Below are 23,696 nucleotides of genomic sequence, written 5' to 3'. Positions count from 1 at the left end.
CAACGGAAGAGGGTGCGCAGGAAAGCTTGACTCCAATATCTGCGCGTGAAATTCTCAGATAATGGAATCAGAGGATCAATTCGAGAAACATGTCGCCGAAAGGCTGAAGCGCCTGCGCGTCGAGCGGGGGCTGACACTCGACCAGTTGGCGGACCTCTCAGGCGTCAGCCGGGCGATGATCTCGCGGATCGAACGCTCCGAGGCAAGCCCGACGGCAGCGCTTCTGGCTCGGCTCTGCTCGGCGCTCGGGGTTTCGCTCTCTGTCTTTTTTGCCAGCGCTGAAACCGAGCCGTCGCCGCTTGCCCGGCGGGACGATCAGCCGGTCTGGCGCGATCCGGAAAGCGGCTATCTGCGCCGCGCCGTCTCGGCCCAAGGGACCGGCAGCGGGACCGATATCGTCGAGGTCGAGTTTCCGGCCGGTGCCGAAGTGCGCTTTCCCGGCCGCCCGAGCGGGCGCAGCCAAGCCCAGCATGTCTGGGTCTTCGATGGCGTGATCGAATTGACCGTCGGTGACACAGTGCACCGGCTCGAAGCCGGCGACTGCCTCTTCATGAATGTCGGTGATGTGCACGGCTATCGAAACCCGACCGATCAACCCGCCCGCTATGCCGTGGTGATTTCCCTCGGCCCCTGACCATCTCCCAATCCCGACGACAGGACCTGACCCCATGCCCGCCGCCCAGACTGATATCCGCCTGCTCTCAAAAGCCGATGCGCTCGCAGCCTTGCCAGACCTTTGCGAAGCCCTGTCCGATTGTGTGGAGGATGGGGCCTCCCTGGGCTTCATGTCGCCCTTTACACCTAAGGATGGTGAAGCCTTCTGGCGCGGCGTCGCAGAGGCAGTCGGGCGCGGAGAGGTCCTCCTTTACGGCGCCTTTCTCGGCGATCGTCTGGTCGGCACGGTGCAGGTCGGCTTTGCCTCGAAACCGAACCAGCCGCATCGCGGCGATCTGATGAAGCTTTTGGTGCATCGCGACGCCCGGGGTCTCGGCTTGTCGAAGGCGCTGATGGCGGCCGCTGAACAGGGGGCGGCGCAGGCGGGGCGCACGCTTCTGGTGCTTGATACGGCGGCCGGAGAACTCGCCGAGGCGCTTTATGAAAAGCTCGGCTGGCAGCGTTCCGGCATCATTCCGAATTACGCGCTGTTTCCGGATGGTCGCTACTGCGACACGGTGATCTTCTGGAAAACTGTGGCCTGAGGGCATCTCTGCCAAGTTCTTGAGATTGAGCCCAAAAAACGTCTGATCTTCGCCCTTTTCAGCGATCGACGCATCTGCTTATCGTCCGTCCGTTCCAAGTTTCCGGGGGGATGGACTTCAAATGGTTGCAAAAGCAACTTTGAGATGGATGGGTTTGGCGCTGGCTGTCGCCGTGGCCGCACCGGCACTGGCGGCAGACGTGACTTTTGTCATGCGCAACGATCATCCGAACGCCGTCGAGGTCGAACTCTACAGCCAGGATCGCGACCATATCTGGCCGGGCGACGGTCAGGTCTTTTATCTCGATGACGGCGAGACCAAAGAGATCCCCCTGTCTTGTGAAGAAGGCGAGACGATCTGCTACGGCGCCTGGATTTCGGGCGACAAGCAGAGCTATTGGGGCGTCGGTCCTGAGAATGCCGAGAATTGCGAAAACTGCTGCTACACCTGCACCGGTGGCGAGACCGAGCAGATCAATCTGACGGAATAAGTTCCGTTCGGCGGGGGCCGAGGGGCGGGGGTGATTTTTTTGGTCGGTTGACCAGGAAAATCGCCCCCTTTGCACTTGTGGCTGAGGCTGTGACGAGGCTAGTTTTCTCTCAAAACGACCAGAGGGAAGACAACAGACATGCGCGTATTCTATTCCGAAAAGCACAAGCTGCGAGACGCCAAGACCGAGCTGCATGGCGGTCTGCTGGTGAAACCCTTCGAGGGGCCGTTCCGCGCGGAATGGGTGCTTGCGGGCGTTAAGGAGGCCGGCTTCACCGATGTCCGCGCCCCGGCCGAACACGGACTGGAAACCGCGCTCAAGGTGCATGACGCCGGCTATCTCGAATTCCTGCGCACCTGCTGGGACCGCTGGCAGGCGCATGGCTTCGAGGGTGAGGCGATCGCAACTTCCTTCCCCTGCCGCCGCAGCCAGACAGGCCGCGTGCCGAAGAACGTCGACGGCGCCGTCGGCTACTACACCAACTCTGCCGAGACCTCGATTTCCAAGGGCACCTATGAGGCAGCCATTGCGTCGATGGACGTGGCCTTGTCGGGCGCCGACTGGCTGAACGAGGGCAACCGCTTCGCCTTCTCGCTCTGCCGTCCGCCCGGCCATCATGCCGGCATCGATCTCTTCGGCGGCTATTGCTTCATCAACAATGCCGCCGTCGCCGCCCAGCGGTTGATCGACCATGGCGCAAAGAAAGTCGCTATCCTCGACGTCGACTTCCATCATGGCAACGGCACCCAGGACATCACCTATCGCCGCGGTGACATCTTCTTCGCCTCGCTGCATGGCGAACCGGAAGACGCCTTCCCCTTTTTCCTCGGTTATGCCGACGAAACCGGTGAGGGCGACGGCGAGGGCCTGAACGCCAATTACCCGATGCCCTCTGGCACGCCCTTCGAAATCTGGTCCGCAGCGCTGCAAGACAGTCTGAAAAAGATCAAGTCTTACGGCGCGGAAGCCATCGTGCTCTCGCTCGGCGTCGACACGTTTGAGAAGGACCCGATCAGCTTCTTCAAGCTGAAGAGCCCGGACTATATCCGCATGGGCGAGATGATCGCAGCCAGCGGCTTGCCGGTTCTGACCTTGATGGAAGGCGGCTACGGCGTGCCGGAAATCGGCATCAACGTCGCCAATGTGCTCAAAGGGCTGGAAGGCTGAAGGCGCCTCAATAGGTCTTCGCAACTTCGGTGAAGTGGCGCTTCAACCGTGCCACGTCGGCCGGATCGATTTCAATTCCGGTCACCGCGATCCAGGGATCGATATGATGCTGCGGCGCATAGACATGTCCGTAGCCGACCGGGCTCGTCGTCGCGATCATCATGTCGAACAGGAGTTGCAGCATGGTGAGTACGGGATACCAGGTAAGCTCTGGAGAGACATCCGGACCCCTTGTGCCCGAAAGCCAGGCGGGCGCGCGGTAAGCCGAACGGGTCTCGAAGAAGATCACGGGGTCGCTGGCATATTGCAGGTAGACGATCCGCAGTGGCCCCCATGAGGCATAGGATGAATTGAGATCGGCCTGCTGGTTGGTGAAGCGCACGATCGAGCCGTCCCCGTAGCGGGGCAGCCAGGCAGGCGAGTTCGCCTCCCGAGCCGCGGTGAGTTCGCTCCACATCCGGCTCTGGAATGGCGGCCCGACCCACAATGCGCCATAGAAGGGGTCGGCGACGATTTCGAGAAGATCGACGGAACTCTGCGAATTGAGGGCTCCGAGACTGAGGCCATAGAGCACCAGCCGAGGGCGTTCATCGGGCGGCAACTGCTTCCAGTGACGATAGACGGCGCGAAACAGCGCCTTTGCCGACTCCGAGCCATATTCCGGCTCGACCAGCAGCGAGAGCCAACTGGTCAGATAGGAATATTGCAGGGCAACGCTTGCAACATCGCCGCGCAGCAGAAAGTCGAGCGTGTCTGCCGCCGCAGGATCGATCCAGCCGGTCCCGGTGGGAGCCTTAATCACCAGGGTCGAACGCTCGAAACCGCCCTGCCGGATCAGTTCCTCGAGCGCCAGTGCCACGCGCGTCTCGATGGTTTCGCCATTGTTGAGGCCAGCATAGACGCGGATCGGCTCCAGCGCCGGCTCTCCCCAGAAACGCTCGATATCTTCGCGCGTCGGGCCGGAGGCGATATAGTGACGACCCTGACGGCCCAGACCATGCCAGGCGAGACGCGAATCTGGGCCGCCGGTTTTTGCCGAGGAGGTCGGCGCGGCGAATTCGTCCTCCATCAGGTCGTCCAGTTGCTGGAAGGAGGAATCGGCGAGCCGGAGCGCCCCGCGCAGAACGACGTTTTCGCCGATTGACCAGAAGATGAAGGCGGCGATGACGAAGCCGATGGCGGTGGCAAAGCGTGCCGGGAAGATGGTGGCCATACGAGCAGCCAGCCTCCTGAACAGCATCATGAACAGGCGGCCGATCCAGAGCAGGCCGAAGAACAGGGCGGCGGCCACCAGCACGGCTTCGAGATACGAAGCGTCGAGCGGCTCCATCTGCCAGAGCGCGCGGGCCGATTCCTGCCAGACCGCGGAGCGCCAGAGCGCCACGGCCATTGCAGACACACCAAACGCGGATATCCAGAATAGCGCCTTGTCCCGGCGCAGGCTGAGTTCCGGCAACTCGAAAAACCGCCAAAGAGAACTCAGGAGAACGCCGAATAAATAGCCGACGGCGGCAGCAAGGCCGGAGAGGGACCCCTGCACCACGGCCTCGCGTGGCATCAGGCTGGGTGTGAGCGATGCACAGAAGAAGGCGATCGCGAGAACCACGCCCGGCAGCGAAAGCTTGCCGATCAAGACCTTGACGATGACCGACAGTGCATTCTCTCCTGTTTCGAGCCGTAAGCGCCGCTGCGGCTCCCGTTCCGTTCTGTCCAGGAGCTTAGTCGACTTGTCCTGCCATTTGAAGGGCATGACGCGACCCTGCCTCAAAAGCAAACAAACCCGACTTGGGGCCGGGTTTGTCGTTGTCGAGCGATGATGCCTCGATCAGAGCGTGCCCTGGCGCTGCTGGATCATCTGGTAGGTATCGAAGCTGTATTCGGCGATCTGAGCCCAGAGATAGGCGTCCTGCTTGAACGCCTGCTGGCTGTCGAAGAGCTTCTTGAACCACTCGTTCTTGCCCGAGAGATCCGCATAGGTTTCCTTCGCTGCCTTGTGGCAGGTGTCGAGAATATCCGACGAGAAGGCGCGAAGCTGCGCACCGCCAGCGACGAGTTCGCGGAGGGCTGCTGCATTCGAGGCGTCGTAACGGGCGAGCATGCGCGAATTGGCGGCAGCGCAGGCGTCCGTCAGGATGCGCTTGTAGTTTTCCGGCAGGCCATTGAACTTGTCGAGGTTGAAGAAGGCATGCACGGTCGGGCCGCCTTCCCACCAGGCCGGGTAGTAGTAGTAAGGCGCGACCTTGTAGAAGCCGAGCTTCAGGTCATCATAGGGGCCGACGAATTCGGTGGCGTCGATCGTGCCCTTTTCCAGTGCCGGATAGACATCCGAGCCGGCAATCTGCTGCGGCGTGACGCCGACCTTGGCCATGATCTCGCCGGCAAGACCCGCGATGCGCATCTTCAGACCCTTGAGGTCGTCGATCGTCTTGATTTCCTTGCGGTACCAGCCGCCCATCTGGGCGCCGGTATTGCCGGCCGGCAGCGCATAGATCTTGTGGCTGGCGAGGAACTCGTTGAGCAACTCGTTGCCGCCGCCGGCGGTGAACCACGAATTGGTCATGCGGGCATTGAGACCGAAGGGGATCGCCGTGCCAAGTGCGAAAGCCGGATCCTTACCGATATAGTAGTAGCAGCAGGTATGGCCCATCTCGACGGTATCGGCGGTCACGGCGTCAGCCACCTGCAGCGGCGGCACGATTTCGCCAGCAGCGAAGACCTGGATTTCGAACTGCCCGTCGGTGGCCTTCGAGACGCTTTCAGCGATGTCGGTGGCGGCCCCGAAGATGATGTCGAGGCTCTTCGGGAACGACGAGGCGAGGCGCCAGGTGATCTTCGGATTTTCCTGGGCGATCGCGGGTGCGGCAAGCGCGGCGGCACCGATGCCGGCGACACTGGCCTGCTTGAAAAATTGACGGCGGTTCATGATCTCTTGCCTCTGATGATACGCACTCCTCCAGCTCCCGCGGTGGGTCTAGTCGGGCATGACCGGGAGTGCAAGGTCAAAAGCTCAGGAAATTGTCGGGCAACCCGACCAAATTTTCCTATTGTTTCGCGCAAACGATGTTCCGCGCAAGGAACTGTCAGGACTGGCTGCGCATCCGCGGATCATCTAAGGCCGGATTGTAGAAGAGTGACAGCACCAGGCTCTTGGCGATCCGCTCGGCGCTCGCCATGAACCAGCCATGGGCCTGTTCCGAGGCACCCATTTCGACGAGGGTGGCGGAAAAGAGCTGCAGCCATTGCAGGAAAAGGTGTTCCGCCATGCCGTCGACGTTCTGGTGGGCCATCACCGGCTTGCCGCCATAGGCGCCTGTCTTGAAGGCGACGGAACTCCAGAAGGCCTTCATCTTGACCATGTGGTCCGGCCAGCGTCCGGCGAGCCGCCCGTCGAAGACAGGGCCGAGTTCCGGATGCTGGCGGATATGCCCGTAGAAGGTCTCAACCAAGAGGTCGATGAAGGCCGCATCGACGCCCATCGCCGCCATCTCGGCCTGGGCGCGGGCCGTGATTTCAGCGCGGTGGGCGGCGCGCCCGGTCAGTTCCATTGTCATCGGTTTCGTCTCGTTCTTGGGCTTCGGACACCTGATGCATCCTGACATGCAAATGGTCCATGCGGCATCTTGATACAAGCTGTTTGATGGCCTAAGTTTAGAATAGTTCTAATCTAGGTGACAATCGTCATGTTCAGTCTTTTTCAGAAGGGCGGCAAGCGCGCCTTCGACACACTCTCCGAGCAGGAAATTCTGGCGCTGGCCATTTCCTCCGAGGAAGACGACGCCCGCATCTACCTGGCCTATGCCGACCAGTTGCGCGGCCAGTTTCCGCAATCGTCCAAGGTCTTCGAGGACATGGCCGAGGTGGAGCACACCCACCGCAACATGCTGATCGAGATGCACCGCGACCGTTTCGGCGAGCGCATCCCGCTGATCCGGCGCGAACATGTGCGCGGCTTCTACGATCGCAAGCCCGATTGGTTGCGCAAGAACCTTTCGCTCGAGCAGATCCGCGAGGAGGCCATGCAGATGGAGGAGGGGGCCTATCGCTTCTATCATGAGGCTGCCCAGCACACCTCCGACGCCGGCATCCGCAAGCTGCTCGGCGATCTCGCCATGGCCGAACAGGGGCATGAAGAGATCGCGACCATGCTCGGCGACCGGCATCTGCCGGAAGATGCGCGCGAGACGGAAGACGAAACGAAAAAGCGGCAGTTCATTCTGACCTATGTCCAGCCGGGACTGGCGGGCCTGATGGACGGCTCGGTTTCGACGCTGGCGCCGATCTTTGCGGCGGCCTTTGCGACCGGCGACACGTGGTCGACTTTCCTCATCGGTCTCTCCGCTTCGGTCGGCGCGGGCATCTCGATGGGCTTCACAGAGGCCGCCCATGACGACGGCAAGCTCTCGGGCCGCGGCTCGCCGCTCAAGCGCGGTCTCGCTTCCGGCATCATGACGACGGTCGGCGGTCTCGGCCACGCATTGCCCTATCTCATCCCGCATTTCTGGACCGCGACGATCACCGCCATCGTCATCGTCTTTTTCGAGCTCTGGGCGATCGCCTTCATTCAGAACCGCTACATGGAGACGCCCTTCTGGCGCGCGGCGATGCAGGTGGTACTCGGCGGCTCGCTGGTGCTCGCCGCCGGTGTCCTGATCGGGCACGGGTGACCGATATGCGGCGATGACGCCTTGACGGGCCGCGAGGGGAGGCTGTCATCTGGCCATCATCGAATCGCATTAACGGCGCATCCATGAAAGCCTCTCCCGCGACCATCGGCCTGGGCGTCACCATGACCATCGGTTACGGAACGCTTTACTATTCCTTCTCCGTTCTGGCGCCCGAGATCGCGCGCGAGTTCGGCTGGGGCCAGAGCTTCGTGTTCGGTGTCTTCTCCTTCGGGCTCCTGGCGGGCGCGGTGGCAGCGCCCGTGCTCGGGCGCCTGGTTGATCGGTACGGCGCACGGCTGATCCTCTGTCTCGGCTCCGTCGCAGCAGCAATTTCGCTCGCGCTGTTTTCGGTCATGGAGAATGCCTGGCAGTTTGCAGCGATCACGCTGGTCGCCGAGTTCATCGCGCTTGCGGTTCAATATGATGCGGGCTTTGCAGCACTCGCCCAGCGCCATGGCCGCGAGGCGCGCGCCCATATTACGCTGGTGACGCTGATCGCGGGCTTTGCCTCCACCGTCTTCTGGCCGCTCCTGCAATGGCTGCTTACCGTCATGACCTGGCGCGACATCTACCTGGTGATGGCCGCGATGAACCTCCTGATCGCGCTGCCGATCCATCTGGCCTTGCCGAGGGCACGGAAGATCGAGCCGGAGGCAACCGTTCGCGAGACGCAATCGACCGGTGAGCCCGTTCTCGACGGCGAGCGCAAACGCCGGATGATCCTCATGGCAACGGCCTTTGCCGCCGGAGGTTTCGTCATGTCGGCGGTGGGGTCGACGCTTCTCGTCCTGATGCGCGATCTCGGCTATGCCACGGCAATGGCAACGCTTGCCGGCAGTCTGATCGGTCCGAGTCAGGTGGCTGCCCGGCTGATCGAATATGTCAGGCGAAACCTCTTCTCGCCGCCGCTGACCGCAATCATCGCCGCATCGGCCATGGCGCTGAGCCTTGCGATCCTCGCTGGCTCACTGATCCAGCCGATGGCGGGTTTCGCCATCGCCTTTGCGATCTTCTACGGGGCAGGTCAGGGGCTGACCTCGATCGTCCGCGGCGTGCTGCCGCTGCACTACTTTGGCGCGGCAGGCTATGGAAAGACCATGGGCACGCTGGCGTCCGCCCGTATCATCGCCTCGGCGCTTGCGCCTGTCTCCGTGATCTGGCTGAACGAGACGGTGAGCACCAGCGCAGCTTTGGCGGCACTGGCCGGCATGGCCTGCCTGACCGTGATCGCCACCCTCGCACTGACGCGCGAGAGACGAAACTGACCTGGTTTACTGCAGTGCGCCGACCAGAACGTCGGAGGTGCCGTTCTCGATGGTGACCCAGCGGCCGGTGTCGGTCGAGGACTGGCGCTTGAGGAAGGCATAGCGCGTGTCTGTCCAGAGCTTGACGTCGTCGTTGAGATTGTCGAGCACGAAGTCGCCCGACTGGGTGCGGACCGTGAGAACCGCATGACCTTCGCCATCCGGCTTGCGCACAACGGTGATCAGGAGATCGGCCGCATTGAAGCCGGCTTCCATCAGCTTCTTGCGCTTCAGCAGGACGAAATCTTCGCAGTCGCCGAGATCGACCGGATAGGCCCAGACTTCCTCGCGACCATAGATTTCCGCATCGGTCATCGGGATGATGGCGTGATTGACGCTGGCATTGATGTCCCGGATGACGTTCCAGCCGTGCTCGGTGACCTTCGGCGGAACCGAAGGACGGGAGCGGATGCTGCATTCGTCCGGCAGAGCCTTGCAGAATTCGTAGTGGCCGATGGGCTGGGATGTCACGGCGCCTGTGATCATCGATCGCAATGACTGCGGTGCCGAAAGACCCGCATGGGCAGGTGCGAGCACCGCAACTGCAATGATGAGCGCCTTGAAGGCGCGCGAGCCGTTCGTCATGAACACGTCCCCTGTATCCTTAACAAAACGTTAAGATTGCGACAGGACGTGAGTCAACGGCACGGGAGGTTCCCTCCCGCGCAATTCATCCGGTATGGTTAAAATGCGACAGTTGGAACCCGCAAAGCGAGAAACTGTTCCCAAGAATTGAGGATATATAGAAAGACCAAAATACTCAGATCATCGAGAGTATAGCGTTTTTCATCTTCGTAATGTCTTCGGGGCGCGAAAGCCGGTGATCTCCGTCGCGAATCAGTGTGAGGACCACATCGTCCAGCGGCAGGAATTCCATGAGTTTCAGGGCGTGCTGATATGGCACATCCGGGTCCTTCATGCCCTGCAGGATATGGACAGGGCAGCCGGTCTCGATAAGCCCGGTCAGCACCCGGTTCTTAGCCCCGTCTTCCATCAGAGCGCGGGTGAAGATGTTGGGCTCCGGACTGTACTCGGATGGTTCTTCGAAGTAGCCACGCTCGGCCAGCGATTGCCGCTCGGCCGCGTTAAGGCCGGGTTCGATGAGTTCCGAGGTGAAGTCGGGTGCCGGCGCGATCAGCACGAGGCCGTCGACCGAGAAGGACAGGCCGAGGCACCGTGCCTCCTGGATGACGCGAAGCGCGATCCATCCGCCCATGGACGAGCCGATCAGCACGAGCCTCTTTGCCCCCGACGCGGCAAGAACGGCAAGCGCTTCCTCGGTCCAGCGCGAAATGGTGCCCTTGCGGAAATCGCCGCCGGACACCCCGTGGCCGGAATAGTCGAAGCGGATGGCGGTGAGCCCCTGGTCACGGGCGAGAGCGTCCATTTCGATCGCCTTGGTGCCGGCCATGTCGGAGCGATAGCCACCGAGCCAGACCAGGGCCGGCCGGTCCGGTCCGGTTCCCATGCGGGTGATGACCGCGATGTCGCGGGCTGCGTCACCGGAGCCGACGGTCAATGCCGTCTGTCTGAGGATGTTGGCTGTGTCGGTCATCGCGTGCTCCTTTTGTCGAATGCTGTAAAACACATCCAGGAAGTGCGCGACAACAGGTGATTTTCTTTCGCAAGCATGCTATTGACACTGCCGTCGCAGATATCACATAGCCCTTTGACGCGGATGCGCGCGGGTTTACGCTGCGACATTCCGAAATGTTTTGAGGAGAATACGACCATTCGCAGACCGTTCAAGACCGATGCCCCCGTAAAGGACGGGCCGCGCTCCAACCGTGAAATCCGCATTCCGAAAGTCCAGCTGATCAACGAAGAGGGCGAGAACCTCGGAGTCATCGCGACGGATCAGGCGTTGCGCATGGCTGAAGAGGCCGGACTGGATCTGGTCGAGATTTCGCCGAATGCCGAGCCTCCGGTCTGCAAGATCCTCGACCTGGGCAAGCTGAAATACGCCAACCAGAAGAAGGCGGCCGAAGCGCGCAAGAAGCAGAAGATCGTCGAGGTCAAAGAAATCAAGATGCGCCCGAACATCGACACCCATGACTATGAGGTGAAGATGAAGGCAATGAACCGCTTCTTCGAAGAGGGCGACAAGGTCAAGGTGACCCTGAAGTTCCGTGGCCGCGAAATGGCCCACCAGGAACTCGGCATGAAGCTCCTGCTTCAGGTCAAGGAAGACACCGCGACGATCGCCAAGGTGGAAGCCGAGCCGAAGCTCGAAGGCCGCCAGATGATGATGGTGCTCTCGCCGCGTTGATTGCTGCCGCATGGCAGGACCGGATGAAGCCGCCTTACGGGGCGGCTTTTTTCATGCGTGGTTTTTTGCCGATCTCTTGTCTGACAGAACGCTGATCGCCACAGCGGCCGCCCTGTCAGGGGCGTTGATGCATGATCCCTCCATCGAAAGCGATTGCGAACCTGGAGGAATTCAAGATGACCCGATTTCTGCGCCGGACCTTGCTGGTCTCGACCACGGCACTGGCCGCACTCACCCTGATCCCCGCGTTCGCCTCGTTCGCGCCTTCACCACTTGCATCCTTCGTCGTCAGTCAGGCCGAGGCCCGCGGCGGCGATGACGATGGCGGCAGCGACGACAGCGGTGGCAGTGGCGGCGGCGGTAGCGACGAAAGCGGTCGCGGTGGTAGCGGCAGAGACGATAGTGGTCGCGACAGCTCCGATGACGACGATGACAGCTCGGGCCGCGACCGTGATCGGGACCGAGACCGCGATCGCAACCGCAGCGGCGATGACGATGATGGCTATGATGACAGCGCCGACGATGGCAGCCGCAGAAGTGGCAACCGCGATCGCGACGAAATCCGCCTGATCGTCAACAACACCCAGCTGCAGGGTCTGCTCAGCGGCTCCATGATCCCGGTCGACCAGAATGGCCAGCGTCTGCGCTTCGAGGTTGAAGAGGAGCATGGCAACACGGAAATCAAGCTTCGTGCCCCGCGCGGCACGCTGTCCAGCGTCACCGTGGTTCCCGCCATCTGATCCCTTCGAAACGGTGAAGCCCGAGCCGCCGCGGGCACCCTCTCACCGTTTCGCCCCGCCCGGCCCCCACCGGGCGGGGATAGCTTTTCTCCTGTTGGCGCAAGTCCTGGCCCGCGCTACTCTCCGGAAAACCCTGACAGAGCCCGTATGGATCGTCGTCTTTTCATTCTTGCCCTTCTGAGCCTCGGTCTGGCATCCGCCCTTCCGACCTCAATCGTTTGGGCCAAGGATGGAGGCGATGATGGCGACAGCGATAGCGGCGGCGGAAGTGGCAGCAGCGGTCGGAGCGGCGGATCCGGTTCCGACGACGATGACGATGATGACAGCGGCAAAGACGACGACGATGACGACAAGCAGGACCGCAGCGGCTCGGGACGCGGCTCTGACGATGACGACAGGGACGATGACGACGACCGGTCCGGCAGCTCCAGGCGCAACCGCGACCAGAAGGAGGCGCGCGAAGCCGTCAAGCGCGGAGAAATCCTGCCGCTGCGGGAAATTCTGAAGCGGGTCGACGAGCAGGGCGGTGGACGGGTGATCGCCGTCGACCTCAACATGCGGGCACGCAAGCCCTTCTATACGCTGAAGGTGCAGAGCGGCCCCAATGTCAGAACGCTCATGTTCGAGGCGGCGACCGGCCGCAAACTCAATATCTTTGGATGGTGACACATGCGCATTCTGCTCGCGGAGGACGACCAGACCATTGCGGACCACACACGTTCGAAGCTGGAGGCGGAGGGCTTCATCATCGAACATTTCAACAATGGGCCCGATGTCTGGGCCGAGGGCGAAACGGGCGACTATCAGGCGATCATCCTCGACCTGGGCCTGCCTGGCATGGATGGCCTGTCCATCCTGAAGCGCTGGCGCGCCGGCGGTGTCGAGGTTCCGATCTTGGTCCTGACCGCACGCGGCTCCTGGATGGAACGGGTCGACGGCTTCGAGGCGGGCGCTGACGACTATCTGCCCAAGCCATTCCGCAGCGAGGAGCTCATCGCTCGTCTGAAGGCTTTGCTCAGAAGGGCCCATGGCCGCGCAAAGACGACCGCATCGGCCGGAGGTTTCGTCCTCGACGACACCTCGCGTCGCGTGACCTTCGAGAGCCGGCCGATCGAGCTTACCCCGCTCGAGTATCGGCTGCTCTCCATGCTCATTGCCGAGCCGCACAAGGTATTCGATCCGATCGAGATCGCCCGTCAGGTTCAGGGCCGAGACGACGAGCAGGCCAAGAATGCCGTCGAGGCGATGATTGCGCGTATCCGTCGCAAGACCCATCCCTCTGCCATCGCCACCCGCCGCGGGTTCGGCTACACGCTCTCCGGCGAAGAGGCATGAGACAGTCGCTGCGCCTGCGTCTGTTCATCGGCGCCGTTCTTGCGATTGCCTTCGTTCTGCTTCTCGTCGCCTCCGGCCTGGGCCGGATCTTCACCAACTACGTGGCCGACCGTTATCGCGCCGATATGTCGGCGATCATCGATCAGCTGGCAGCCGGTGTCGAGTTTTCCGGCGGCATTGCGCGCATGACGGACGCACCGAGCGATCCCCGCTTCGAACTGCCGGGTAGCGGCCTCTACTGGGAAGTGATCGGTGGAAACGGTCTGGTCTTCCGCTCGCGTTCGCTCTGGGATGTCGAGCTGCTGCCCGAGACCTTGGTGGATGGCGCCTATGGTTTCCGGCAGGGGGAGGGGCCGGATGGCGAGCCACTTCTGGTCCAGTTGCGCAAGGTGGAGCTTGAAACACCGGAGGGCAGCCGTCCGCTGACCCTGCTTGCCGGCTTCGACCGCAAGGTGATCGACGATGCCATTTCGGAGTTTCACGGTGCCATGACGATCATGCTGGTGCTAACGGCGGCGGTCCTGCTCGCCGCAGCCTTCCTGCAGATCGGCATTGGTCTTGCACCCCTGTCGAGACTGCAAAAGGGGCTCTCCCTGGTTCGTTCCGGACGGACCGACCAATTGCCCGATGCCGGGCCCACCGAACTTCGTCCGCTGGTCACGGAGCTCAATGGTCTCCTGAAGGAGAGGGAAACGGCCGTTGAGCGCGCTCGTGCAAGGGCGAGCGACCTTGCCCATGGCCTCAAGACGCCGCTGACGGTTCTCCTGCAGCTCGCAGACAATTTGCCAGATCGAGAGCGTAGCATGATCCGCCAGCAGGTCGATCTGATCCGGCAGCGCTCCGACCGGCAGCTGCAATCGGCCCGACTTGGCGTCGAGCAGATGGCGCAAACGGGTCTCGCCTCGCTCACCGGCAAGCTCATCTCGGTTCTGGCGCCCGTCACCACGGCGCGCGATGTCACCTGGAAGCTCGCTCTCGACGATCAGTTGACCGTCGACATGGATCCGGCCGACCTCGCAGAAGCGCTCGGCAATGTGCTCGACAACGCCACGCACTTTGCCAGAACAGAGATCGTCGTAGCCGCCGAGCGTGACGGCAAATACATTCGGCTCGATGTTGAAGATGACGGTCCGGGTGTCGCCGAGGCGGCGCTTCCGGAGATTACTGCCCGTGGTGTTCATCTGGTCGAAGGCGAAGGTACCGGGCTCGGGCTGGCGATCACCTCCGATATTCTCACCGCCTATGGCGGCGCGATCGCCGTTTCCCGGGGCGCAACAGGCGGCCTCAGGGTGAGCTTGCTTTTGCCGGCTGGCCATTAACGGAAGATTCCGCCTGCCACCCGTTGCGCTTTTTCGGGTCTGCGGTTATAAGCGCGCGTCCGAACGGTCCGGCAGGGCATGCCGTGGCCGTTCTTTATGCTTGAAAACGGGCATTCGTCAGCCTGTTTCGATACAAGAACAATGGAGTAGCAAAATGCCCAAGATGAAGACGAAATCGTCCGCGAAAAAGCGGTTCAAGATCACGGCGTCCGGCAAGGTTCTCGCCGCTGCTGCTGGCAAGCGCCACGGCATGATCAAGCGTTCCAACAAGTTCATTCGTAATGCCCGCGGCACGATGGTTCTGGCTGAACCTGACGGCAAGAAGGTCATCAAGAACTACCTGCCGAACGGTCTCTGAGACCCGCTCGCTGTTGGACAATTAAGGAGATCATGACATGGCACGCGTAAAACGTGGCGTAACTTCCCGCGCCAAGCATAACAAGGTATTCAAGCAGGCCAAGGGCTTCTACGGCCGCCGCAAGAACACGATCCGCGCAGCAAAGGCTGCCGTCGATCGTTCGAAGCAGTTTGCTTACCGCGACCGCAAGAACAACAAGCGCAACTTCCGCGCTCTGTGGATCCAGCGTATCAACGCCGCTGTCCGCGAATTCGGCCTGACCTACGGCCGCTTCATCGACGGTCTGAACAAGGCTGGCATCGAAGTCGACCGCAAGGTCCTCTCCGACCTCGCCATCCATGAGCCGGCTGCTTTCGCGAAGCTCGTCGAAGCTTCCAAGAAGGCGCTTGCCTACCTCAAGGACGCAGGCACCGCCAACGAGTTTGAAAGCGCGGTCAAGTAACCAGCGCTTCCCAGACTTCTTTGACTTTGGATTGGGAAACCCGCGCTGGACGTCCGGCGCGGGTTTTCGTTTTGCCGTAACAGCGGCGAGGAATGCATATGGCCTCTCTGGCAGAGAGATCCGGTGCGCCAATGGGTGAACGGGATCTCCATGACGATGAAATTGCGGAAATCGTGCGGGCGCTCGTCGAAAGCGACGGTCGGGTACAGCGCCTCGATCTGCCGCGTCGCCGCCTCTGGATAAAACGCCAGGGCAGCAAGGTCATGCCGGTGTTCGTTGCCCTGCAGGGGCTGGCTGCCGCACTGTTCCGCCTGCCGTTTCTCCGGCCCTCGCCGCAATTGGCGCCCGAGGCCATGCAGGCCCGCGAAATCGAGCGATTGCGCGCCTTCGGCAAGGCCGGATTTCCGGTGCCTCGGCTTGTCTATGCCTCGGCCACGGCCATGGTCATGGCCGATGCAGGACCGACGATTGCCGAACACATGCGACGGGTGCGCGCCGACGCTGGTGCCCATGACGCCTTTCTGGTCAAGGGCGCCGAGGCGCTCGGTCGCGTGCATGCCGCGGGGCTCAGTCACGGCAGACCGCATGTTCGCGACTTTTTCCTGGCAGACGGCGCCGTCGGGTTCATGGACTTCGAGGAGGATCCAGCTTCCGTCATGCCGCTGGAAACGGCGCAGGCCCGGGACGTACTCCTCTATTTTCTCGTCGTCACATCCTTTGCCGCGTCCCCCGACAAGACCTGCCCGGCCGCACTCGACGCCTGGCTTCGCCATGCTCCGGTGGCAACCCGCCGGGAATTGCGGACTTTGGCCTCAGTCGCCAGTCGAATTTTGCCGCTCGCACGGTTGATCGGCCGCGTGCACATGGGTAGTGATCTGCGACGCTTCATCATGGCTACGGAATTTCTGATGCAGGCCCCGCTCGACAGGGCGGAGAGCCCGAACACCGCCAAGGCAGGACAAGATGGTTGAACTAGACGTTTTGAAGGCACAGCTGCTTGCCGAGATCGCCGCAGCCGGCGACGAGCAGGCGATCGAGGCGGTGCGCGTTTCTGCGCTCGGGAAGAAGGGTTCCGTTTCGGAGCTCCTGAAGACGCTAGGCACGATGAGCCCCGAAGAGCGCCAGACGCGCGGTGCGGCGATCAATGCCCTGAAGAACGAGATTGGCGAGGAGATCGGAACCCGCAAGACGGCGCTGAAGGATGCGGCGATCAATGCCCGCCTGAAGGCAGAGACGCTGGATGTATCGCTGCCCGTCCGTTCCTCGCCCGCCGAACGCGGTCGTATCCACCCGATCAGCCAGATCATCGACGAGATCACCGCGATCTTCGCCGACATGGGCTTCTCGATCGCCGAAGGTCCCGATATCGAGACGGACTACTATAACTTCACGGCGCTGAACTTCCCCGAGGGTCACCCGGCCCGCGAGATGCACGACACGTTCTTCCTGCAGCCGGATGAAAACGGTGAGCGTAAGGTGCTGCGCACGCATACCTCGCCGGTGCAGGTGCGTACCATGGAAGCCCAGAAGCCGCCGATCCGCATCGTCATCCCGGGCAAGACCTATCGCCAGGACTCGGATGCCACCCATTCGCCGATGTTCCACCAGGTCGAAGGCCTCGTGATCGACAAGACGGCGAATGTTGGCCACATGCGCTGGATCCTGGAAGAATTCTGCAAGGCTTTCTTCGAGGTCGACAGCGTCACCATGCGCTTCCGCCCGTCCTTCTTCCCCTTCACGGAGCCGAGCTTCGAGGTCGACATCCAGTGTGACCGTTCCTCGGGCCCGATCGTCAAGTTCGGCGAGGGCAAGGACTGGATGGAAATCCTTGGCTGCGGCATGGTCCATCCGAATGTGCTGCGCGCGGGCGGTCTTGATCCGGACGAGTATCAGGGCTTCGCCTGGGGCATGGGCCTCGACCGCATCGCCATGCTGAAATACGGCATGCCGGATCTGCGCGACTTCTTCAACGCTGATGTCAGGTGGATGAGCCATTACGGCTTCCGCCCGCTGGATGTACCGACGCTGTTTGGCGGTCTGAGCAGCTGATCTGCGAATGACTGGCTGCTGAGACGGCCAGATGGGCGGGGCAGGTGGAGGCTGCCCCATCCTTGTGAATGAAGGCAATGCGACGTGATTGAACATCTCGACAACATGCGACCGGTCGATCTGCTTTGCGATGACGACCTCTTGCATGTGGAACTGACGGACGGTCGTATCGTCAGTGTTCCGGTCTGGTGGTATCCGCCCCTTCAGGAGGCGATGCCAGTGGAGCGGAACAACGTGGAATTCATGCCGTCGAGCATCCACTGGCCCGACATCGATCTCGATGTGACGGTGGTCAGCATGCTCCTCGGCAAGCAGGCGTCAGGCGTGCGACCGCTGGACGCTTTGGGCAAGATGCAGATGGGAACGAGACAATGAAATTTACACTCTCCTGGCTGAAGGATCACCTGGAAACCGAGGCCTCGCTCGAGGACATCTGCGAGCGGCTGACGGCCATCGGCCTCGAGGTCGAGGATGTTGATGACAAGGCGGCCTACAAGCCCTTCGTCATTGCCAAGATCCTGACGGCGGAAAAGCACCCCGAGGCCGATCGCCTGAAGGTTCTGGCGGTCGATGCCGGGGACGGCAAGCCTGTGCAGATCGTTTGCGGCGCGCCGAACGCCCGCGCCGGCATGATTGGTGCTCTCGCGCGTCCAGGCACGTATGTACCGGGCATCGACGTGACGCTCTCCGTCGGCAAGATCCGCGGTGTCGAAAGCCATGGCATGATGTGCTCCGAAAAGGAGCTCAACATTTCCGACGACCACAACGGCATTATCGACCTGCCCGAGGATGCGCCTGTCGGCACATCTTTCGCATCTTACGCCGGTCTCGACGACCCGGTCATCGAAATCAACCTGACGCCGAACCGCCCGGACTGCACCTCCGTCTTCGGCATCGCCCGCGATCTTGCCGCCTCCGGCCTTGGCACGCTCAAGGCCCCGAAGGCGCCCGCCTTCAAGGTCGAGGGTGAAACCCCGGTTGAGGTCAAACTCGAGCTCGAAGACCATCTCTGCCCCGGTTTCGCCTATCGTCTGGTGCGTGGCGTGAAGAACGGCCCGAGCCCGAAATGGATGCAGCAGCGTCTGCTGTCGATCGGCCTGCGTCCGATCTCGGCGCTGGTTGACGTCACCAATTACATGACCTTCGATCAGGGTCGTCCGATGCATGTCTTCGATGCCGACAAGGTCAAGGGCGCGCTGGTTGTCCGTCGTGCGAAGGAAGGCGAGGAGATCCTCGCGCTCGACACCCGCACCTACAAGCTGAACCCGAACAACGTCGTCATTGCTGACGACAACGGTCCGGAATCCATCGGCGGTATCATGGGCGGCGAGCATTCTGGCTGCGACGAGAACACCGTCAACGTGCTGATCGAATCCGCCCTGTGGGATCCGATTAACATCGCCAAGACCGGCCGCGCCCATGGCATCATCACCGATGCGCGCTACCGCTTCGAGCGTGGCGTCGATCCGGAATATATGGTTCCCGGCCTTGAGCGCACCACGGAGCTGGTGCTTGAGATGTGCGGCGGTGTCGCGGCTGAGAAGAGGGTCGTCGGCTACAAGGGCCTTGAGAAGAAGGTCGTCGACTTCCCCTATGCGGAAGTGAAGCGCCTCACCGGTCTCACCGTTTCCAACGAGGAATCGCGCCAGATCCTGACAGCCCTCGGCTTCGAGATCCTGTCGGGCGACGAGACATACGCCAAGGTCTCGGTACCGTCCTGGCGTCCTGATGTCGATGGCAAGGCGGATCTCGTCGAAGAAGTCATGCGCGTACACGGCGTCGACAACATCAAGCCGGAACCGCTGCCGCCGACCGGTTCGGTCAATGCCAAGATCCTGACCACGCTGCAGATCCGTACCCGCACGGCGCGCCGGGCACTCGCCTCGCGCGGCATGCTGGAAGCCGTCACCTGGTCCTTCATTCCGGCCGAACACGCCGCTCTCTTCGGCGGCGGCCAGCCGTCGCTGAAACTGGTCAACCCGATTGCGGCTGACATGTCCGATATGCGGCCTTCGCTGCTGCCGGGCCTGCTGACGGCTGCCCAGCGCAATGCCGACCGCGGCTTTGGCGATGTGGCGATCTTCGAAGTCTCCGGCACCTATGAGGGCGACACGCCCGACACCCAGCGTCGCGTCGCCGGTGGCGTGCGCCGTGGCACGGCCTCGATCGCCGGGGCTGGCCGCATGTGGTCGAATGGGGCCAAGGGCGGCGGCAAGCCGGTCGACGTCTTCGACGCCAAGGCCGATGCGCTCGCCGTGCTCGAAGCCTGCGGTATTCCGGTGGGCAATGTGCAGATCGAGCAGGGTGGCCCCGAATGGTACCACCCGGGCCGTTCCGGCACGATCAAGGCTGGCCCCAAGGTCATCCTCGGCACCTTCGGTGAATTCCACCCGAAGACGCTGGAAGCGCTCGACATTTCCGGCACGCTCTGCGGCTTCGAGATCTATCTCGACGCCCTGCCGGAGCCGAAAAAGAAGGCGACCCGCACCAAGCCGGCGCTCGAGCTTTCGCCCTTCCAGATGGTGAAGCGCGACTTCGCCTTCGTCGTCGAAAAGGCGATCGAGGCGGGCGCGATCATCAAGGCGGCGACCAGCGCCGATCGCAAGCTGATCTCGGGTGTCAACGTCTTCGACATCTTCGAAGGCGCATCCGTCGGTGAGGGCAAGAAGTCGGTGGCGATCGAAGTGCTGATCCAGCCGGCAGACAAGACGCTGACCGACGAGGATTTCGATGCGCTGACGAAGAAGATCGTCGGCAATGTCGAGAAGTCGACGGGCGGAACGCTACGCGCCTGATCGTGTGATGGCTGTCGGACTTGGTCCGCTTGCGATGAGACAAAGAAAAAAGCCCTTTCCCTGCATGTCAGGGAAAGGGCTTATTGATTTGAATCCGATGGTCATGGACCATCAGGAAGGTCGGGCTTCGCCGTCAAACCTCAAAGGCTGACGCGACGGCCTTCCTTGTCGGCGGACTTGCGGTCGCTGCCGTGCTTTGCCAGGATCGCCTTGGCGTCTTCGACCGAGATGCGATGCTTCTTGGCAAAGGGGATGGGCTCATAGCCCTTGGCGGCTGCGGGAGCAGTGCTGGTGTTGTCGTCTGCCATGCTGGTCTCCAATTCTGGAAATGCCCCGGCAGGATGCCGAAGCCTTAGATGTCGCGGGTAAACGGGGAATAAAAGCGCGCCGATGGCGAGCGGACGCGACGCGTGCGAAGAGCGTCGTCTGTACCCCCTATGTAGGGATAAGCGACCGAAAGCTCAATACTTCTTCTTGCGCAGGGTCTTGTTCCCCTTTGGTCCCGAATAAACGGGGGTGCGGTCGCGGTTCTCCGCCTGAAGCTGGCGCCAGCGTTCGAGCCTCTCGGCATCGAGCGTGCCCTCCTTGATCGCCGCCTGCACGGCGCAGCCTTTTTCATGCGAATGGCTGCAATCGCGGAACTTGCAATGCGGCGCAAGCTCGGTGATCTCGGCAAACAGCGTGTCGATGCCGTCGGTGATGTCGCTGACATAGAGCGTGCGGATACCGGGCGTGTCGATCACCCAGCCGCCGCTTGCGATCGCGTGCAGGGAACGTGCGGTCGTCGTGTGCCGCCCCTTGGCGTCATGCTCGCGGATCGCGCCGGTCTTCTGCGCAGTCTCTCCGTTGTGGCCGGCGAGCGTGTTGACCAGCGTCGACTTGCCGACGCCGGAGGATCCGACGAGCGCCACCGTCTGGCCGGGACCGCACCAAGGCATCAGGGGATCGATGGCTTCAGGCGATCGGGCATTGACGATGACCACGGGCAGATCGCGCTGAAGGCCCTTGGCCTCGTCCGCATAGACGGAGGCATTGTCCACGGTGTCGGCCTTGGTCAGAACGATGACAGGCCGTGTGCCCGCCTCATTGGCCATCACCAGATAGCGTTCCAGCCGGGCGGCGTTGAAATCGGCATTGCAGGAGGTGACGATGAACAGCGTGTCGACATTGGCGGCGGCGAGCTGCTGGCCGAAGGCGCCTTCGGTCCGTCGCTGCAGCACGGTCTGGCGATCCAGGCGGCGCACGAGCAGACCGGTATAGGGGGCGGCAAGAACCCAGTCGCCCACGGCAAAATCGGCCGTATTGCTGTTGGGTGGAAGCTCGATCTCCACGGCTCCGGTGCTGTCGATCGCCTCCAGACGGTCGCGATGCACCGAGGAGATGCGGCGCACCAGGAGGTCGGCCTCGTCAGCCGTCACCTGCTTAGCGAAGAAAGCGTTGAAGCCGAGCCGCGCGAGCGAGGCGGTGTCGTTGAGGGCGGTCAAGGGCGAAACCCCGGGGCAGGACGTGGAGCCATGGGCACTTTCAGCGTTGAGATCAGAGATTGACGCTTCTCATAGCGCAGAAAGTCGCTGCTGACGCGGGAAATCGTCCGCGTCATCCGTCGCAGGTGCCGGATATGAGGTCAAGCCTTGAGTTCCACCGGCTCGATGGCGATGACAGGCTGTCTGCGTGGCAGCCGAGCGAACATCACTGCATTGCCGGCAAGCGTCAGCGCCAGACCCACCATGGCGAGCGGCGTGAAGTGATAGTCCTCGTAAAGGCTCGACAGCGTCAGCGCGACGACGGGAAAGAGCACGGTGGCATAGGCGGCCTTCTGCGACCCGATGCGCGAGACCAGCATCAGATAGGTGGTAAAGCCGACGACCGAGCCGATGACGGAGAGATAGACGAGGGCGGCGAGATAGGTCTGGTTCGGCGGCAGCACGATCGGCGTGCCGGTCAAGCCGATCAGGAGAAGAAGTGCGATCGCGCCATAGCTCATGCCCCAGGCATTGGCGGTAACAGGCGCGATGCCTTCAGCGCTGTTGCGGCGGGAGGCCATATTGCCGAAGGAGAAGAACAGCGTGCCGAGCGCCGAAAGCCCGATGCCTTTCCAGCTGTCCGGATTGACGGCGATGTAGATCTCAGGCCCGAAGAGCAGCGCAAGCCCGGTGGCGCCGAGACCGGCTGCGACCAGCGTGCGTGGCTTGATCACATCACCGAAGAAGATCCGGGCATTGACGGCGTTGTAGACGGTGGCGAGCGAGAAGACGACGGAGATCAGCCCCGAGGGCACATAGCTTGCCGCGTGGTAGAAGCAGAGGAAGTTGCAGCAGAAGAGCGACAGCGCCTGGACAAGGATGAAGGGCTGCTGCTTCAGCGTCGGCACCTTCAGGCGACCTGTGAGGGCCAGCACGCCGACAAGCACGAGGGCCGCAAGCGCGAAGCGATAGAATACAGAGACCAGCACGGGCACCGGCCCGATCTGCAGCGCGATCGCAATCCAGGTCGTGCCCCAGATCAGCACGGTGGACGAGAAGAGAAGAAGATTGGTCATGGGATGCGCCTCGCTTTCAAAAGGCACGTAACGCCCGAGATGCCCCACGTTCTTGCACGATCTTGCGGTGAACTTCTGCTGCAAGGGCCGGCCGCTCGATTGCCGATGGCGCAGCGCACAAACCGCGCTAGAATGCGAGGCGATCTCTTGAAGGTACTCCATGCTGCACACTGCCACCGTTTTCGGCTCCCTGTCCGCCTCGTCCCGTGCCGAGCGTGGGGAGAAGCTTGACCTCGGCGAGGGAAGGGGAGCGGCGATCTGGCGCAACAGCCATGACCGCATGCGCTACGAGCGGACCGACGGCCACACCTTCAGTTGCTATCTGCGCGGCGGCGACGGCACGCGGCGCATCGATGCCGGCAGCATCGCCGGCTGGCCGGGCGCGCTTTGCATCATGCCGCAGGGGGCCTCGTCGGAATGGGAGATCACCGACAACTTCGAATTCGTGCATCTCTACGTCGCCGACGACGAGCTGCGCCGACTCTTTTCCGAGACCTTCGACCGCGATGCCCGGCTGATGCTTCTGCCGGAAGCGACCTTCGACGAGGCACCTAAACTGGCAGAAGCGCTGGTGCATCTGGCCACTGCCACGCAGGACGGCAACCGGCTGCTCGCCGAACAGGCAATCGTTGCGGCGGTCGAGCAGCTCTTTGCCGATCCGCGCTATGGCGGCGAGCGACGTCCGGTACTGCGCGGCGGCCTGGCGCCCGTCCTGCGGCGGCGTCTGGTCGACCATATCGAGACGAGCCTCGACCAGACGATTACGCTCAAGGATCTGGCGAAGGTCGGGGGCTTGAGCGAATTCCATCTGCAGCGGATGTTTCGCGCAAGCTGCGGCGTCTCCCCGCATGACTTCATCCTCAACCGCCGCATCGACCGCGCCCGGCGCATGCTTGACGGCGCCGAGCCGATCGCCCAGATCGCAACCGCCTGCGGTTTCAGCAGCCAGAGCCATCTGACGCGGATGTTCAAGGCAGTCACCGGCACGACGCCGTCGGCCTATCGCCGGGCGGTCAGCGGCTGAGC

At 62.2% G+C, this 23,696-nt stretch carries 26 protein-coding genes; 18 read left to right on the top strand and 8 right to left on the bottom strand.

What is annotated here, in order from left to right; genetic code table 11:
* The first annotated feature begins 61 nt into the window (after positions 1-61).
* From QWE_RS05405 to QWE_RS05390, 4 genes are all read left to right on the top strand, one after another.
* The gene (locus QWE_RS05405) at positions 62-634 is read left to right on the top strand and encodes a helix-turn-helix domain-containing protein (protein ID WP_006725083.1); all 573 of its coding nucleotides are present in this window, start codon (positions 62-64) and stop codon (positions 632-634) included.
* 34 nt (positions 635-668) lie between these two features.
* Complete coding sequence (locus QWE_RS05400; RefSeq protein WP_006725082.1) at positions 669-1,199, top strand: GNAT family N-acetyltransferase; 531 nt, start codon at positions 669-671, stop codon at positions 1,197-1,199.
* Positions 1,200-1,347: 148 nt separating this feature from the next.
* The gene (locus QWE_RS05395; protein ID WP_006725081.1) at positions 1,348-1,689 is read left to right on the top strand and encodes a hypothetical protein; all 342 of its coding nucleotides are present in this window, start codon (positions 1,348-1,350) and stop codon (positions 1,687-1,689) included.
* 138 nt (positions 1,690-1,827) lie between these two features.
* On the top strand, positions 1,828-2,856 hold the full coding sequence (locus QWE_RS05390; RefSeq protein WP_006725080.1) for a histone deacetylase family protein: 1,029 nt from the start codon (positions 1,828-1,830) through the stop codon (positions 2,854-2,856).
* A gap of 7 nt (positions 2,857-2,863) precedes the next feature.
* Here the strand turns inward: QWE_RS05390 and QWE_RS05385 are convergent, their stop codons facing one another.
* The 3 genes from QWE_RS05385 to QWE_RS05375 all read right to left on the bottom strand — a co-directional run bounded on the left by QWE_RS05385 (position 2,864) and on the right by QWE_RS05375 (position 6,407).
* Positions 2,864-4,606 (bottom strand): alpha/beta hydrolase, encoded by a 1,743-nt coding sequence (locus QWE_RS05385; protein WP_006725079.1) that lies wholly within the window; start codon positions 4,604-4,606, stop codon positions 2,864-2,866.
* 75 nt (positions 4,607-4,681) lie between these two features.
* Positions 4,682-5,779 (bottom strand): TRAP transporter substrate-binding protein, encoded by a 1,098-nt coding sequence (locus tag QWE_RS05380; RefSeq protein WP_006725078.1) that lies wholly within the window; start codon positions 5,777-5,779, stop codon positions 4,682-4,684.
* A gap of 157 nt (positions 5,780-5,936) precedes the next feature.
* Positions 5,937-6,407: a group III truncated hemoglobin gene (locus QWE_RS05375; RefSeq protein WP_006725077.1), complete on the bottom strand. Its 471-nt coding sequence runs from the start codon at positions 6,405-6,407 to the stop codon at positions 5,937-5,939.
* 129 nt (positions 6,408-6,536) lie between these two features.
* Between QWE_RS05375 and mbfA the strand changes: the two genes are divergently transcribed.
* Positions 6,537-7,520, top strand: a complete 984-nt coding sequence (gene mbfA / locus QWE_RS05370) for an iron exporter MbfA (protein ID WP_006725076.1) — start codon at positions 6,537-6,539, stop codon at positions 7,518-7,520.
* Positions 7,521-7,603: 83 nt separating this feature from the next.
* Positions 7,604-8,785: an MFS transporter gene (locus QWE_RS05365; RefSeq protein WP_006725075.1), complete on the top strand. Its 1,182-nt coding sequence runs from the start codon at positions 7,604-7,606 to the stop codon at positions 8,783-8,785.
* 6 nt (positions 8,786-8,791) lie between these two features.
* Here QWE_RS05365 and QWE_RS05360 read toward each other — a convergent pair whose 3' ends face one another.
* Both QWE_RS05360 and QWE_RS05355 read right to left on the bottom strand, forming a co-directional pair.
* Entirely contained in the window at positions 8,792-9,409 is a 618-nt protein-coding gene (locus QWE_RS05360; protein ID WP_040299624.1) for a transglutaminase-like cysteine peptidase, read from the bottom strand.
* Between the two features lie 175 nt (positions 9,410-9,584).
* Positions 9,585-10,379, bottom strand: a complete 795-nt coding sequence (locus QWE_RS05355) for an alpha/beta hydrolase (protein ID WP_006725073.1) — start codon at positions 10,377-10,379, stop codon at positions 9,585-9,587.
* 177 nt (positions 10,380-10,556) lie between these two features.
* Here QWE_RS05355 and infC point away from each other — a divergent pair, with 177 nt between their 5' ends.
* The 11 genes from infC to pheT all read left to right on the top strand — a co-directional run bounded on the left by infC (position 10,557) and on the right by pheT (position 20,131).
* Positions 10,557-11,093 (top strand): translation initiation factor IF-3, encoded by a 537-nt coding sequence (gene infC / locus QWE_RS05350; protein WP_040299623.1) that lies wholly within the window; start codon positions 10,557-10,559, stop codon positions 11,091-11,093.
* Between the two features lie 176 nt (positions 11,094-11,269).
* Positions 11,270-11,833 carry a hypothetical protein gene (locus tag QWE_RS05345; RefSeq protein ID WP_157790675.1) on the top strand — a complete coding sequence of 188 codons (564 nt, stop codon included), beginning with the start codon at positions 11,270-11,272 and terminating at the stop codon, positions 11,831-11,833.
* A 147-nt stretch (positions 11,834-11,980) separates the two neighbouring features.
* A complete protein-coding gene (locus QWE_RS25560) occupies positions 11,981-12,499 on the top strand; it encodes a PepSY domain-containing protein (RefSeq protein WP_006725070.1) in 519 nt (172 codons plus the stop codon).
* 3 nt (positions 12,500-12,502) lie between these two features.
* Positions 12,503-13,168 carry a response regulator transcription factor gene (locus tag QWE_RS05335; RefSeq protein ID WP_006725069.1) on the top strand — a complete coding sequence of 222 codons (666 nt, stop codon included), beginning with the start codon at positions 12,503-12,505 and terminating at the stop codon, positions 13,166-13,168.
* The gene (locus tag QWE_RS05330; RefSeq protein ID WP_006725068.1) at positions 13,165-14,487 is read left to right on the top strand and encodes a sensor histidine kinase; all 1,323 of its coding nucleotides are present in this window, start codon (positions 13,165-13,167) and stop codon (positions 14,485-14,487) included. The genes QWE_RS05335 and QWE_RS05330 overlap by 4 nt, the downstream gene beginning before the upstream one ends.
* Positions 14,488-14,641: 154 nt before the next feature.
* Entirely contained in the window at positions 14,642-14,845 is a 204-nt protein-coding gene (rpmI, locus tag QWE_RS05325) for a 50S ribosomal protein L35 (protein ID WP_006725067.1), read from the top strand.
* A 37-nt stretch (positions 14,846-14,882) separates the two neighbouring features.
* Positions 14,883-15,287 (top strand): 50S ribosomal protein L20, encoded by a 405-nt coding sequence (rplT, locus tag QWE_RS05320; protein ID WP_006725066.1) that lies wholly within the window; start codon positions 14,883-14,885, stop codon positions 15,285-15,287.
* A 98-nt stretch (positions 15,288-15,385) separates the two neighbouring features.
* Positions 15,386-16,258: a BUD32 family EKC/KEOPS complex subunit gene (locus QWE_RS05315; RefSeq protein ID WP_006725065.1), complete on the top strand. Its 873-nt coding sequence runs from the start codon at positions 15,386-15,388 to the stop codon at positions 16,256-16,258.
* Positions 16,251-17,336 carry a phenylalanine--tRNA ligase subunit alpha gene (gene pheS / locus QWE_RS05310; RefSeq protein WP_006725064.1) on the top strand — a complete coding sequence of 362 codons (1,086 nt, stop codon included), beginning with the start codon at positions 16,251-16,253 and terminating at the stop codon, positions 17,334-17,336. The genes QWE_RS05315 and pheS overlap by 8 nt, the downstream gene beginning before the upstream one ends.
* Positions 17,337-17,420: 84 nt before the next feature.
* The gene (locus QWE_RS05305) at positions 17,421-17,711 is read left to right on the top strand and encodes a DUF2442 domain-containing protein (RefSeq protein WP_006725063.1); all 291 of its coding nucleotides are present in this window, start codon (positions 17,421-17,423) and stop codon (positions 17,709-17,711) included.
* A complete protein-coding gene (pheT, locus tag QWE_RS05300) occupies positions 17,708-20,131 on the top strand; it encodes a phenylalanine--tRNA ligase subunit beta (RefSeq protein WP_006725062.1) in 2,424 nt (807 codons plus the stop codon). The genes QWE_RS05305 and pheT overlap by 4 nt, the downstream gene beginning before the upstream one ends.
* Before the next feature lie 140 nt (positions 20,132-20,271).
* Here the strand turns inward: pheT and QWE_RS25455 are convergent, their stop codons facing one another.
* The 3 genes from QWE_RS25455 to QWE_RS05290 form a co-directional block, all read right to left on the bottom strand.
* On the bottom strand, positions 20,272-20,439 hold the full coding sequence (locus QWE_RS25455) for a hypothetical protein (protein WP_006725061.1): 168 nt from the start codon (positions 20,437-20,439) through the stop codon (positions 20,272-20,274).
* Positions 20,440-20,592: 153 nt separating this feature from the next.
* A complete protein-coding gene (gene rsgA / locus QWE_RS05295) occupies positions 20,593-21,615 on the bottom strand; it encodes a ribosome small subunit-dependent GTPase A (protein ID WP_006725060.1) in 1,023 nt (340 codons plus the stop codon).
* Positions 21,616-21,755: 140 nt separating this feature from the next.
* A complete protein-coding gene (locus tag QWE_RS05290) occupies positions 21,756-22,670 on the bottom strand; it encodes a DMT family transporter (RefSeq protein ID WP_006725059.1) in 915 nt (304 codons plus the stop codon).
* Between the two features lie 160 nt (positions 22,671-22,830).
* On the opposite strand from QWE_RS05290, the gene QWE_RS05285 reads away from it, so the two are divergent.
* Positions 22,831-23,694, top strand: coding sequence for a helix-turn-helix domain-containing protein (locus QWE_RS05285; RefSeq protein ID WP_006725058.1), 864 nt, complete (start codon positions 22,831-22,833; stop codon positions 23,692-23,694).
* The last annotated feature ends 2 nt before the right edge of the window (positions 23,695-23,696 follow it).

It is taken from the genome of Agrobacterium albertimagni AOL15 (assembly GCF_000300855.1).
Taxonomy (GTDB): Bacteria; Pseudomonadota; Alphaproteobacteria; order Rhizobiales; family Rhizobiaceae; genus Allorhizobium; species Allorhizobium albertimagni.
The sequence above is the reverse complement of the archived record's forward strand: the minus strand, read 5'-3'. Positions and strand labels throughout refer to the sequence as shown.